The sequence below is a fragment of the Paracoccus sp. TRP genome (assembly GCF_000185925.1).
Classification (GTDB): Bacteria; Pseudomonadota; Alphaproteobacteria; order Rhodobacterales; family Rhodobacteraceae; genus Paracoccus; species Paracoccus kondratievae.
In genome coordinates, this window is the sequence record NZ_AEPN01000022.1 from 42,775 (window position 1) to 55,256 (window position 12,482).

At 63.0% G+C, this 12,482-nt stretch carries 11 protein-coding genes; 7 read left to right on the forward strand and 4 right to left on the reverse strand.

From position 1 onward, the window contains the following. Positions 1–4: 4 nt before the first annotated feature. Both PARACOCCUSGL_RS0112825 and PARACOCCUSGL_RS20630 read left to right on the forward strand, forming a co-directional pair. On the forward strand, positions 5–1,162 hold the full coding sequence (locus PARACOCCUSGL_RS0112825) for a type III PLP-dependent enzyme (RefSeq protein WP_010397205.1): 1,158 nt from the start codon (positions 5–7) through the stop codon (positions 1,160–1,162). A 41-nt stretch (positions 1,163–1,203) separates the two neighbouring features. After that, positions 1,204–2,409, forward strand: coding sequence for a DUF2235 domain-containing protein (locus PARACOCCUSGL_RS20630; RefSeq protein WP_010397209.1), 1,206 nt, complete (start codon positions 1,204–1,206; stop codon positions 2,407–2,409). Positions 2,410–2,417: 8 nt separating this feature from the next. On the opposite strand, the gene metF is transcribed toward PARACOCCUSGL_RS20630, so the two are convergent. Beyond that, the gene (gene metF / locus PARACOCCUSGL_RS0112835; RefSeq protein ID WP_010397211.1) at positions 2,418–3,281 is read right to left on the reverse strand and encodes a methylenetetrahydrofolate reductase [NAD(P)H]; all 864 of its coding nucleotides are present in this window, start codon (positions 3,279–3,281) and stop codon (positions 2,418–2,420) included. Positions 3,282–3,372: 91 nt separating this feature from the next. Between metF and PARACOCCUSGL_RS0112840 the strand changes: the two genes are divergently transcribed. The 5 genes from PARACOCCUSGL_RS0112840 (at position 3,373) to PARACOCCUSGL_RS0112860 (ending at position 8,584) form a co-directional block, all read left to right on the forward strand. After that, a complete protein-coding gene (locus PARACOCCUSGL_RS0112840; protein WP_010397213.1) occupies positions 3,373–4,290 on the forward strand; it encodes a LysR family transcriptional regulator in 918 nt (305 codons plus the stop codon). Positions 4,291–4,772: 482 nt separating this feature from the next. After that, positions 4,773–5,867, forward strand: coding sequence for an ABC transporter permease (locus tag PARACOCCUSGL_RS0112845; protein WP_029372206.1), 1,095 nt, complete (start codon positions 4,773–4,775; stop codon positions 5,865–5,867). Continuing rightward, a complete protein-coding gene (locus PARACOCCUSGL_RS0112850; RefSeq protein WP_010397218.1) occupies positions 5,864–6,640 on the forward strand; it encodes an ABC transporter ATP-binding protein in 777 nt (258 codons plus the stop codon). The genes PARACOCCUSGL_RS0112845 and PARACOCCUSGL_RS0112850 overlap by 4 nt, the downstream gene beginning before the upstream one ends. 4 nt (positions 6,641–6,644) lie before the next feature. Next, positions 6,645–7,946, forward strand: coding sequence for an MlaD family protein (locus PARACOCCUSGL_RS0112855; RefSeq protein ID WP_010397221.1), 1,302 nt, complete (start codon positions 6,645–6,647; stop codon positions 7,944–7,946). Between the two features lie 11 nt (positions 7,947–7,957). Continuing rightward, positions 7,958–8,584 carry an ABC-type transport auxiliary lipoprotein family protein gene (locus PARACOCCUSGL_RS0112860; protein ID WP_040602058.1) on the forward strand — a complete coding sequence of 209 codons (627 nt, stop codon included), beginning with the start codon at positions 7,958–7,960 and terminating at the stop codon, positions 8,582–8,584. An 18-nt stretch (positions 8,585–8,602) separates the two neighbouring features. On the opposite strand, the gene uvrC is transcribed toward PARACOCCUSGL_RS0112860, so the two are convergent. From uvrC to PARACOCCUSGL_RS0112880, 3 genes are all read right to left on the reverse strand, one after another. Beyond that, entirely contained in the window at positions 8,603–10,474 is a 1,872-nt protein-coding gene (gene uvrC, locus PARACOCCUSGL_RS0112865) for an excinuclease ABC subunit UvrC (protein WP_010397227.1), read from the reverse strand. 301 nt (positions 10,475–10,775) lie between these two features. Continuing rightward, complete coding sequence (locus tag PARACOCCUSGL_RS0112870; protein WP_010397229.1) at positions 10,776–11,546, reverse strand: SDR family oxidoreductase; 771 nt, start codon at positions 11,544–11,546, stop codon at positions 10,776–10,778. Positions 11,547–11,649: 103 nt separating this feature from the next. Next, positions 11,650–12,453 carry a S49 family peptidase gene (locus PARACOCCUSGL_RS0112880; protein ID WP_010397234.1) on the reverse strand — a complete coding sequence of 268 codons (804 nt, stop codon included), beginning with the start codon at positions 12,451–12,453 and terminating at the stop codon, positions 11,650–11,652. Between the last annotated feature and the right edge of the window lie 29 nt (positions 12,454–12,482).

The following is a 12,482-nucleotide window of genomic DNA, read 5'->3' on the forward strand; positions in this document are numbered from 1 at the left end:
GCCGATGGGACTGACCGAGGGCCGTGGCCCCAAGACTGTCTGGAACAATCCCGCCGAGATTATCCGCAGGCTGGCGCCGGAAAATCCGGTGATGGTCTTTGCACCGTCGGTCTTGCGCGCGACGGCGCAACGGTTCCTGCAGGGTTTTCCGGGTCTGGTCACCTATGCGGTGAAGTCGAACCCGGATGAGGCGGTGATCCGCACCCTTTCGGCCGCCGGCGTGAGAGGCTTTGACGTCGCCTCTCCGTATGAGATCGACCTGATCGGCCGGCTCGCCCCCGATGCGGCGCGGCACTATCACAACCCCGTCCGCTCGCAGGCCGAGATTGCCCATGCGGTTGACGCCGGGATTACCTCCTGGTCGGTGGACAGCCGCTCGGAACTGGACAAGCTGTTTGCCCGTGTCCCGGCTGATAATTGTGAGATCTCGGCCCGGTTCAAACTGCCCGTGCTGGGCGCGGCCTATGACTTTGGCTCGAAATTCGGTGCCTCGCCCGAGCTGGCGGCCGAGCTTTTGCGCGCGGTGGCGGATCGGGGCTATATCCCCTCGCTGACCTTCCATCCGGGTACGCAATGTGTCGATCCGCATGCCTGGGAAAGCTACATCACCACCGCGGCCGAGATCTGCGATATGGCCGGCGTCAAGGCGCGGAGGCTGAATGTCGGCGGCGGTTTCCCCTCGCATCGCGTCACAGGGGTTGAGCCTGACCTCTCGTCCATCTTCCAGCTGATCAGCCGCATCACCAAAGAGGCCTTTGGCGCCGAGGCCCCGCAACTGGTCTGTGAGCCGGGGCGAGGGCTGTGCGCCGACGCCTTTTCGCTGATCACCCGGGTCAAAGCGGTCCGCGACGGCCAGAGCATTTTCCTGAACGACGGCGTTTATGGTGGGCTTTTCGAGCTGCCTATCGTCGGAAACCTTGACCGTTTGCAGGTGCTGACCCCCGAGGGCACCCCGCGCGAGGGCGAGCCGCTGCCGCGCGTCATCTTTGGCCCGACCTGCGATTCGGTCGACCGGCTGCCAGGCGAACTGACCTTGCCTGCCAATATTCAGGAAGGCGATTACATCATCTTTCACGGTGCGGGCGCTTATTCGACGGTGACCAACACCCGTTTCAACGGCTTTGGGCTGATGGCACACCTGACCGTGAACGCTCTTGAGTAGGGATTAATCGACGCTTTGTTTTTCCGTGCTAGCGTAACCGCATGGAATCACTGCCTCCGCCGAAATGCCAGGTCGTCATGATCGACGGCACCTTTGCCTCTCTGACCCAGGGGCAAAGGTCGTCGATCGCGCGGATCTATGCCATGCTGTCTGGGGAACGCGGCAGACTGCCCGCGCCGGTCCAGATCCATTATGCCCCCGGCCAGCAGTGGGAGGCGTGGCGTACCCTGCCAAAGCTCGCCATGGGTTCGACGCTGGAACGCCAGATCTGCGACGCCTACGGCTGGCTTGCGCGCCGGTGGCGTCCGGGGAATCCGCTGTTCTTTTTTGGCTATTCACGCGGCGCTTTTGCAGTCCGCTCATTGGCCGGGATGATCGGGCGCGTCGGGCTGCTGACCCATGACCGGGCTACACGTCCCAATATCCAGAAAGCGTGGGAGCTTTATCGCAACGGACGGGATGGTGTGGTTGAGCGATTGGATCCCGCACTGTGCCATCCTTCGGTGCCGATCCGCATGATCGGGGTCTTTGACACGGTGACGGCGCTGGGGATCCGGCTGCCCATCCTGTGGATGCTGACCGATCCGCGCTTTCGCTTTCACGACGCACATCTGGGGGCTGAGGTCGAACATGGTCTGCAGGCGCTGGCGCTGGACGAGACGCGGGCGACCTTTCAGCCGCTACTGTGGGACAGCAGCTCAGCGCCGGGCCGGGTTGAGCAGATGTGGTTCCGCGGCTGTCACCCCGATGTCGGCGGCCAGCTTTCGGGGCTGGAATACGCCCGGCCGCTGGCGAATATCCCGCTGGTCTGGATGATGACGCGGGCCGAAGAGCTGGGCCTGCCGCTGCCGCAGGACTGGCGCGCGCATTTCCCCTGCGACCCGACCGCGCCCTCGGTCGGGTCGTGGCGCAGCTGGGGCAAGGCTTTTCTTGCCCGTGCGCCGCGTTTGGCCGGGGCCGATCCTTCTGAGATGCTGCACGATTCGGTGCCGCGCCCCTATACGGGCCCGGCACTTCTGACGGGTGATCTGGCGGATGCCGCGCCGCCGCGCCCGCGCCGCCGGTTGCGCCAGGGACCCCCGGCACCCAAGCGCTCCGCCGTCGATGAAATGGCAGAGGATCAGCCCGTCGGGCGCCGCGCAACGGTCGTAAAACCCAAGGAGGACGGGCTGGCCCCGGCCTATGAGGGGACGGGACAGGGCGCGAGCCGTCGCGGAAAGGGCAGCCGGTTCAGGCGGAGGTCCTGAAGTGCGGTTCAGGCGACCTGCGGGACCTCGTCCTTGGGTTTGATCCCCAGCGCGGCACAGACCTTCAGCACCAGTTCAGGCTTGTTCAGCGTGTAGAAATGCAGCCGATCGACGCCGCCTTCGACCAGTCGCTCACACAGCTTGACGCAAAGATCCAGTGCCAGCGCGGCCTCACCCTCTTTCCCGGAGGCGGCAAAGGCCTCCTCGGCCCATTGCGGGACCGAAGTGCCGCAACGCTCGGCAAAGCGGCGGGTGCCCGACCAGCTTTGGATCGGCAGGATGCCCGGGATGATCGGAGCCTCGATCCCCGCTGAAACGCAGGCATCGCGAAAGCGGAAGAAGGTGTCTGCCTCAAAAAAGAACTGCGTCATGGCACTTGAGGCGCCTGCCTCAACCTTGCGTTTCAGCCAGGCGACATCGGCGGCGGTGTCGGGGCTTTCCGGATGCGGCTCGGGATAGGCGCCGCAGCGGATGGTCATGTCACCGCGTTCGGCGATGGCTGAGATCAGTTCGACCGAATTGGCAAACCCCTCGGCGTGGGGGATGAAACGGGCCTGCCCTTGCGGTGCATCCCCACGCAGGGCGACGATCTCATGCACGCCTGCCACCGCGTAATCCTGAACGATCTGCATCGTTTCCTCGCGCGTGGCATCGACGCAGGTCAGATGCGCGGCGACGTTCAGCTTGTAATGGCTGGCCAGCGCCGTCACCGCTTCATGGGTCAGCTGTCGGGTGGTGCCGCCCGCACCATAGGTGACCGAGACGAAATCCGGGCCCAGCGGCGCCAAAGCGCGCGCGGTCTCCCACAGGCGGAAGGACTGGTCGAGGTTCCGCGGTGGGTAGAATTCGAAGCTGACGGCCGGAGTGGTCATGGCAATGTTCCTCTTGTCCAGGGGCTTGTGACATGCGCCGGGACGTGAGACAAATTCATAATCTTCAAGATCGTCATGAGTTTTGATCAAGATGCACCTTGAGCTTCGCCATCTGCGCAGCCTGCGCGCCATTCACGAACAGGGCGGGCTTGCCCGTGCGGCCGAGGTGCTGAACCTGACGCAATCGGCCCTGTCGCACCAGATCAAGGCGTTGGAAGAGCAGGCGGGGATTGAGCTTTTTCTACGCCGTACCAAACCCTTGCGGTTATCGGCGGCGGGGATGCGGCTTTTGCGCACGGCTGAACAGGTGCTGCCGCTGATCGAGGCCGCCGAGGCCGAATTCCGCGCCGTAGAGATGGGCCGCGCCGGGCGGCTGCATGTGGCGATGGAGTGTCACCATTGCTTTGACTGGCTGCTGCCAGTGCTGGACCAGTTCCGCCGCAGTTGGCCCGAGGTCGATCTGGACATCCGTTCAAGCCTCGCGCTCAAGGCGCTGCCGGCGCTTGAGCGCGGTCAGGTCGACATGGTGATTTCGTCTGACCCCGAAGAAATCGCGGGAATCACCTTTCAGCCGCTTTTTGACTATGCGCCGACCATGGTGGTGCCGGCAGCGCATCCTCTGGTCGCCAAAGGTTATGCTGAACCTGCCGATCTGGCTGGCGAGACGCTGATCACCTATCCGATGGATCGGCCGCGTCTTGATGTGTTCTCGCAATTTCTTGACCCGGCAGGGGTTGAGCCGGCGCGGGTCCGGCAGGTTGAGCAGACGGCGATTGCGCTGATGCTGATCGCATCGGGGCGGGGGGTTGCTGTGATGCCCGACTGGGTTTTGCGCGCGCAGGCCGGAAATCCCGAACTGGCGCTGTTGCCGCTGGGGCCGCAGGGAATGTTCCGCCGCCTTTTCGCCGCGCTGCGCAGCGAGGATCTGCAACAGCCCTATATGGTCCATGTCCTGCGTCTGGCCCGGACCGAACCGGTCAGGATGATGCGGGCGCTGGCGCAAGGCTGATCCGGGGCCGCCTGCCCCGATACACCACCTGCCCCGTTCCAATGGGACCGCGTGGTCCTGCCGAAGATGGATGAGTAGACGCGGCAGAAAAACGGACGCGGGGGGGGGGGGGGCCCCCCCCCCCCCCCGCCGATATGAGAATTTCGGGACCATCGCTACAAAAAAACTCGTCAAAACCGAGTCCCGAGATACTCTCTGCCGGGGTCAGAAAAGGCCTGATCCCGCAGGCTGCCATTCAACTGGCACGCGTGTATTAAACCATAGCGTGCATTATGGTCAATATGAACAAGTGTAAAATACAACCAATCTGAGGAACGCTGCTGCGGAACGCGGTTTGATCAAGCAAATGCGGGCTTTCGGCCGCTTGCGCTTTTACGGGGCTGACCTAATGGCCACGCTGGCGTGGGAAATCGGGTGACGTATTTGACAAATCCCCGCAATCTTTGGATGAATCCCTTTTGCCCCTTGTGATCAGGACCTTCATGGCCAGCCATCCACCCGATCCCAGGCTTGTCGCTACCGTTGCTGATGACGCGCTCCGTCTGGAGGGTGAGCTGACGGTCTGGACCCTTGGCCAGCTTCCACCCGAGGTGGAAAAGGCGCAGCGGCTGGATCTTTCGGGGCTAAGCCGTATCGACACTGCCGCCGCGTGGTATCTGACAGGGCGCAAGCGTGAGGGCGTACAGCTTGACGGCCTGACAGAGGCCCAGGCCCGCCTGCTGGAAACCGTTCAGCAGGCGTGGCCCCAGCCCGAGACGGAACCCGCGCGCCCGTCCGGCTGGCACCAGTTGCTTGAACGGACGGGCAGGCGCGTTGCCGCCTTTATGGTCTATATGCGCGAGATTGCAGAATATCTTGGCCGGTTTCTGGCAGCCCTGGCGCGCGGCATTCGCCATCCGGGCGATTTCAGGCTGACCTCGCTTGTCTGGCACTGTCAGGAAACGGGACTGCGCGCGGTGCCCATCGTGGCGCTGATGTCCTTTCTGATCGGGGTGGTTCTGGCTTTTCAGGGGGCGGTACAGCTCAGGCAGCTCGGAGCCGAGATCTTTGTCATCGACCTGATCGCCATTTCAATCCTGCGCGAACTGGGGATTCTGCTTACCGCGATTATCGTCGCGGGGCGGACGGCCTCGGCTTTGACGGCCTCGATCGGCTCGATGAAGATGAACGAGGAAATCGACGCCATGCGCACGCTGGGGCTTAACCCCGACATGGTATTGATCCTGCCAAGAGTGCTGGCGCTGGTCATCACCCTGCCGATTCTGGGGCTGATCTCTAACATCTCGGGCCTGATTGGCGGGGCGCTGATGTCGTGGATCGAACTTGGCATCTCTCCGTCTACCTTCCGCTATCGGCTGCTTGCCGAAACGAGTGTCGATCACGTCATCGTCGGGATCAGCAAGGCCCCGATCTTTGCGCTGATCATCGGGGTCATCGGCTGCCATGCCGGGATGAGGGTCGGCAAAGATGCTGAATCCCTTGGGGCCGAGACCTCCCGCGCTGTGGTCAACGCGATTTTTGCGGTGATCGTGGCGGATGCGCTGTTCTCGATCTTCTTTGCTGAGGTGGGGTTGTGAGTGAAAATATCATCGAGGTCAGGGGCTTGCGTACCCAGTTTGGCCGCCATGTCGTGCATGACGGGCTGGACCTCGACCTGCGCCGGGGCGAGATTCTGGGCGTGGTCGGCGGCTCGGGTACCGGGAAATCAGTGCTATTGCGTACCATTGTCGGGCTGAACCAGCCGCGTGCCGGAACAGTGCGGGTCTTTGGTCAGGACGTTGGCGCACTGGCGGGCCCCGCGCGCGAGGCGCTTGAACGGCGCTGGGGCGTGATGTTTCAGGGCGGCGCGCTGTTTTCTTCACTGACCGTGCGCGAAAATGTCGAGGTGCCGCTGAACGCCGTCCCGGACCTTGCGCCCGAGGTGCGGCAGGGGTTGGCCGAACTCAAGGTTTCGATGGCCGGGCTGCCGTGGAACGCCAATGACAAATACCCCTCGGACCTTTCTGGCGGCATGAAAAAGCGCGCAGGTCTTGCCCGTGCCCTGGCGCTTGACCCCGAGATCCTGTTTCTGGACGAACCTACCGCCGGACTGGACCCGATCGGGGCCGATGCCTTTGACCGGCTGATCGTTGAGCTGCGCGATGCGCTGAATCTGTCGGTTTTTCTGGTGACCCATGATCTAGATACGCTGCACGCCTGTTGCGACCGCATCGCGGTTCTGGCTGAAAAAAAGGTGCTGGTCAGCGGCACCATGGCCGAGATGCTGCAGGTCGATCATCCTTGGGTACATGAATATTTCCACGGTCCGCGGGCACGCGCCGCCATGACCACTGGCCGCGCAAAGGAGTAAGCCTATGGAAACCAAGGCAAATTACGCCCTGATCGGCGCATTTACCATCGCGGGTTTTCTTGGCCTGCTGCTGTTTCTGATGTGGTTTGCCAAGCTGCAGCTGGACCGGCAGTTTGCTTATTACGACATCTATTTCCCCGAGGTTTCGGGGCTGAGCGCCTCGTCTGCGGTGCTTTTCGCCGGGCTGTCGGCGGGCCGGGTCGTGGATATGCAACTGGCGCAGAACGTCAACGGTGCTGTGCGCGTCCGCATCGAGGTGGCCGAGGACACGCCGATCCGTACTGATTCCCGGGCTATGGTCGAAATTCAGGGCGTTACCGGGGTCGCAAATGTCGCGATCACTCCGGGCCGCCCCGATGCGCCGCTGCTGCGCGATATCCAGCCCGATTCGATCCCGGTCATCGCTGCCAACCGCTCGGCCTTGCAGACCTTGTCTGAACAGGGTCCCGAGATGCTGTCGCGGCTGAACACCGTGGCCGAACAGCTGACCCAATTGCTGGGGGATGAGAATCAGACCCGGGTGCGCAATATCCTCGACAATGTCGAACGCTCCAGCGCCAATCTGGACAAGGCGCTGGCGGATGTGACCAAGGCCACCGATTCCATCGCCTCGGCTGCGGCGGATATCTCGGCCTTTGGTGAGCGGCTGGATGGCCTGAGCATGGCGGCCGAGACGACGCTTGGCAATGCCGACACAGCGCTGGCCCAGTTCGGCGAAAGTGCGGCCAAGGCCGATCAGGCGCTGGATTCGGGCACCGCCGCACTTGATGAGATCCGCGGTTATGTCGCGGGGGATCTGCGAAATCTGACCCAGCGGCTGGACGAAACCGCCGCCACCTTGCAGGCCGATCTGTCCCGGCTTGGCGTGCGGGCGAGTGAAAGCCTCGACAGTCTTGATGTGGCGCTTGAGGTCGGGCAGCGCACGCTTGCATCGGCCGAGCGGGCCTTTGACAGCGCCGACCGGGTGATGAACAGCAATGTCGAACCAGTGGTTGCGGATCTGCGCGTGACCTTGGGCAAGGCGAACGAAGCGATAGATCATGTGATCGCCGACCTGCCCGAGATCACTGGCCGGCTGCGCGACGCCGCCGACAGCGCCGATGCGGCCTTTGCCAGCCTGCGCGGGATGCTGGACAGCGCCCGTGGGCCGGTGCAGGCTTTCACCCGCGAGGGGCTGCCGCAGTTCACCCGCATGGCCAGCGAATTGCGCGATCTGGTCGGCAATGTGAACGCGCTGGTATCGACGCTGCGGCGTAACCCGTCGCAAATCCTTTCAGGGCCGCGCACGCCCGAGTTCCGCCGTTGAAGGAGTCCATGATGCGTATCGTTGCCGCCCTTCTTGTGATGACCCTGACCTTGCCGGGCTGCGCCGCCCTGCGCGCGCTTGAGGGAGAGCCCGACCGCGATGTGTTCGAGCTGCGTCCGCCGTCGGATGCGCCGCGCGTCTGCGGCCGGGGCCGGATAGCCGAGCTGGTGATCGAGGCGCCCAAGGCCCGCGCCACGCTGGACACAGAGCGCATCATGATCCGCCCGAATGAGTTGCAGACCCAGTATCTGCCCGATGCGCGCTGGGGCGATACTGTTCCGGCGACCCTGCAAACCCTGCTGGTGCGTGGCTTTGGCGTCTATGACGCATTTTCCCATGTCGGGCGCGCGCCGCTGGGTACGGCAGGCGATTACGCCCTGATCAGCGAGATCAACGATTTCAACGCCGAGGTCTCGGGCAAGGGCGCGGTCGTCAAACTGTCGGTCGATGCCCAGATGGTGCGCGAAATGGATGCAACCGTCGTCTCGCGCGGGCGCTTTACCGCGACCGCTCAGGCCGGGACGACAAAAACTTCGGATCTGATCCCCGCCTTTGATGCGGCGGGTCAGCAGTTGGTGACGCAGATGACCGATTGGGGGATGCGCGCAGTCGGCGTGAACCCTGCCCGTTGTCGCTGAGGGCGCGACAGGCAGGTTTCAGCCGTTGTGAAAGTGATCGACGATCTTCTGGGCCATCGATTCGCTGATCCCCTCGACCGCAACCAGATCGGCCAAACCGGCCCGGCTGACTGCCTTGGCGCTGCCGAAATGTTGCAGCAGCGCGCGTTTGCGTGCCGCGCCGATGCCGGGGATATCATCCAGAGGGTTGGCCAACGCAGCTTTGCTGCGCCTGGCGCGATGGGTGCCGATGGCCCAGCGGTGCGCCTCGTCCCGCAGGCGCTGGATGAAATACAGAACCGGGTCGTTCATCCGCAGGGCAAAGGCCGGCTTGCCGGGGCGGTGAAACTCTTCTTTGCCATGGTCACGGTCCTCGCCCTTGGCGACGCCGATCATGGGAATATCCTCGACCCCCATCTCGACCATGATCTCATGCACGGCCGAGACCTGCCCTGCGCCGCCGTCGATCAGCAGCAGGTCGGGCCAGGCGTCGGTCTGGCGGTCCGGGTCCTCTTTCAGCAGACGTGAAAAGCGGCGGGTCAACACCTCTTTCATCATGCCGAAATCGTCGCCCGGAGTGATCTCGGTGCCCTTGATATTGAACTTGCGATACTGGCTTTTGATCCAGCCCTCGGGACCGGCGACGATCATGCCACCTACAGCATTTGTGCCCTGAATGTGGCTGTTGTCATAGACCTCGATGCGTTGGGGCACGGCGGGCAGGTCAAAAGCCTCGGCCAGCCCTTCAAGCAGCCGCTGCTGGGCGGCGCTTTCCGACATGCGGCGTGCAAGGCTTTCGCGGGCGTTGCGCAGAGCGTTTTCGACCAGTTCGGCCTTTTCACCGCGCTGGGGTACGCCAAGGGTAACCTTGCGCCCGGCTTTTTCCGACAGCGCCTCGGTCATCAGGTCGGGGTCCTCGATCCCATGGGACAAAAGGATCAGCCGAGGCGGGACCTTGCCGTCATAGAATTGGACCAGAAACGCCTGCATGACCTCATCTGCCGATTCGACCCCGTTCAGCCGGGGATAGAAATCGCGGTTGCCCCAGCTTTGATTGCCGCGGATGAAAAACACCTGCATGCAGGCCTGACCGCCCTCCATATGCAGGGCGATCACATCCGCTTCGGGCACGCCGCGCGGGTTGATTGCCTGGACGGATTGCACGGCGGTCAGCGCCTTGATGCGGTCGCGCAACGCGGCGGCGCGTTCATATTCCATCGCCTCGCTCGCATCGGCCATCTCGCGGGCAAGCTGGGCCTGAATCGCGGTGGATTTACCCTGAAGAAAGCGTTCGGCGTCGGCCACAAGGGCGTTGTATTCCTCAAGCCCGATCCGGCCGACGCATGGCGCGCTGCAGCGCTTGATCTGATACAGCAGGCAGGGCCGCGTCCGGCTGGAAAAAGTCGCATCGGTGCAGCTGCGCAGCAAGAATACCCGCTGCAACTGGTTCAGCGTCCGGTTTACCGCCCCGGCGCTGGCAAAGGGGCCGTAATAATCGCCCTTTTCCGCCTTGGCACCGCGATGCTTCTTGATCTGGGCAAAGGGGTGGGACTTGGCAACCAGAATGTTTGGAAAGCTTTTGTCGTCGCGCAGCAGTACGTTGTAGCGCGGCTTGAGCTGCTTGATAAGGTTCTGTTCCAGCAACAGCGCCTCGGTTTCGGTGCGCGTGGTCAGGAACATCATCGAAGCGGTTTCGCGGATCATCCGCGCGATGCGCGCCGAATGCCCCGTACCGCGCGCATAGTTCGAAACCCGGGCCCGCAGGCTCCGCGCCTTGCCGACGTAAAGCACCGCCCCTTGCGCATCCAGCATCCGATAGACGCCGGGCGAACTGTCGAGCGTCTTCAGATAGTCCTGGATCAGCGCATGGCCAGTCTTTCCGGGGCGCTTTTCTGGGGCGGAATCGGTCATGGCACCAACCAAATGATTCTTTCGTGCGGCTGCAAGTTCGCGGCCAGAATTTCAAGCTGAAACCTTTCCACGGAATCTGTGGATAACTCTGTGAATCAGCTTGGGAGTAACACACGTTCAATTAGCGTTTCTTGGGATTCCCTTACTTTGCACAAATTCTAGGCAGGTTTGCAACGCACTGTTTTAAAGAGATATTTTTTCTCTGCTCTGCAATGCCCTGAATTTCTTGCCAGAATCGTGAAGCTTGTGTGAAGCCATTACGTAGCGTGGACAACTTGTCGCATCGGGACAGTTTTTTGTCCTATTCGACTCCCTGCACATCGGGGGTGCGCCAACCCAGATGCTGGCCCCCGTCCACGCAGATCAGCTGTCCTGTGACCGATGGCGCATCCATCAGATAGCCAAGCGCGGCGCAGACATCATCGGGGCCTGCGCCGCGTTGCAGGATGGTTGCGGCACGCTGGCCCATGAAGTGGCTGGCGGGTTGGCGCACGCCTTGCATGGTGGGGCCGGGGCCAATGGCGTTTACGCGGATGTCGGGCGCCAACGCCTGGGCCAGGGTGCGCGTCAGCCACCACAGCCCCGCCTTGGCCAAGGAATAGGTCATGAATTCAGGCGTCGGTTTCAGGACGCGCTGATCGACCATGTTGACGATAAGGCTGCGCGCCAGCGGCTCGTCTGCGCTGCGGTCCGCCTTGGGCGCTTGCCGGGCAAAGGCCTGCGTCAGCACGAAAGGCGCCTGCAGGTTCGAGCCGATGTGACGATCCCAGCTTTCACGCGTCGCACTGGCGATATTGTCATATTCAAAGATCGAGGCGTTATTGACCAGCACCGACAGAGGCCCCAGCGCCTGATGTGCCCGGTCGATCAGCGCCTCGCTTTGATCAAGGTCCAGCAGATCAGCGTGAAATACCTGGGCCCGGACGCCAAGGGCACGTGCCTCGGCCGCCGTCGCCTGCGCCTCATCGGCCGAGCGCTGATAATGGATTGCCACGTCCATCCCGCGTCGCGCCAGATACAGCACCATGGCCCGGCCCAGACGGCGGGCCCCTCCGGTCACCAGGGCGGTCATTTCAGCCGAATCCCCAAAAGTCTGGCCACGATCCGGCGCACGCCCGGTCCGGCTGCCAGTGCCATCGCAACGATGATGAGAAGACAAAGAAGGACGGTTTTAATCATCCGCGCCCTGCCCCGAAGCGTGCAAAGGCGGCGCGCTCCTCAATACTTTCCAGAAAATCATCGGCGGAAAGGCCAAAGCGGCGGAACCACGAAACGCGCTGGCCATAGGTCAGGAAGCGGATCTTCTTACCGTAAAGCTCGCGCATTTTCGGGACCAGATGTGCGATACCATCGGCAAGCCCCAGCGCGACAGCCTCGCGGCCGGTCCAGATCTCGCCAGTGAAAAGGTCGTGGTCAGCCGCAAGGCGGTTGCCGCGACGGGTGCGGACCTGATCCTTGAACGCCTCGTGAATGGGGCCCAGCAGCCGGTTCAGCCGGGCAATATCCTCGGGCGTTTCGGGGCGGAACGGGTCGAGCATGGATTTCGAGCGGCCAGCGGTATGGACGCGCCGCTCAATCCCGTGACGCTCGATCAATTCGGCAAAGCCGAACCCTGATGAGATCACCCCGATCGAACCCAGAACCGAGCTTTCGTCGGCCCAAATGAAATCGGCCGCCGTGGCCAGCCAATACCCACCCGACGCAGCGACATCCTCGACAAAGGCGTGGACCGGGATCTCTCGCTCTTCGGCAAGGCGGCGAATGCGGGCGCCGATCAGGCTGGACTGGACCGGAGAGCCTCCGGGCGAATTCACCAGCAGCGCGACGGCGACTGGCTTGCGGCGCTTAAAGGCGCGCTCCAGCAGTGGGGCCAGCGCGGCATCGGACAGGCCGGAACCGCCGCGACCGGTGGTTCCTATGGTTCCTTGCAGGCGCAGGACGGCGACGGTGGCCGGACGGTTCACGAATGGAATCTTCATAGTTTCCAGATAGGCAGATGCGGGCCCGC

Excerpts from the sequence above, each read along its gene's own strand:
- uvrC (WP_010397227.1), bottom strand. The coding sequence starts at position 10,474 with ATGACCGATTCCGCCCCAGAAAAGCGCCCCGGAAAGACTGGCCATGCG.
- PARACOCCUSGL_RS0112845 (WP_029372206.1), top strand. The coding sequence starts at position 4,773 with ATGGCCAGCCATCCACCCGATCCCAGGCTTGTCGCTACCGTTGCTGAT.
- PARACOCCUSGL_RS0112855 (WP_010397221.1), top strand. The coding sequence starts at position 6,645 with ATGGAAACCAAGGCAAATTACGCCCTGATCGGCGCATTTACCATCGCG.
- PARACOCCUSGL_RS0112870 (WP_010397229.1), bottom strand. The coding sequence starts at position 11,546 with ATGACCGCCCTGGTGACCGGAGGGGCCCGCCGTCTGGGCCGGGCCATG.
- metF (WP_010397211.1), bottom strand. The coding sequence starts at position 3,281 with ATGACCACTCCGGCCGTCAGCTTCGAATTCTACCCACCGCGGAACCTC.
- PARACOCCUSGL_RS0112840 (WP_010397213.1), top strand. The coding sequence starts at position 3,373 with ATGCACCTTGAGCTTCGCCATCTGCGCAGCCTGCGCGCCATTCACGAA.
- PARACOCCUSGL_RS20630 (WP_010397209.1), top strand. The coding sequence starts at position 1,204 with ATGGAATCACTGCCTCCGCCGAAATGCCAGGTCGTCATGATCGACGGC.
- PARACOCCUSGL_RS0112860 (WP_040602058.1), top strand. The coding sequence starts at position 7,958 with ATGCGTATCGTTGCCGCCCTTCTTGTGATGACCCTGACCTTGCCGGGC.
- PARACOCCUSGL_RS0112825 (WP_010397205.1), top strand. The coding sequence starts at position 5 with ATGGGACTGACCGAGGGCCGTGGCCCCAAGACTGTCTGGAACAATCCC.
- PARACOCCUSGL_RS0112880 (WP_010397234.1), bottom strand. The coding sequence starts at position 12,453 with ATGAAGATTCCATTCGTGAACCGTCCGGCCACCGTCGCCGTCCTGCGC.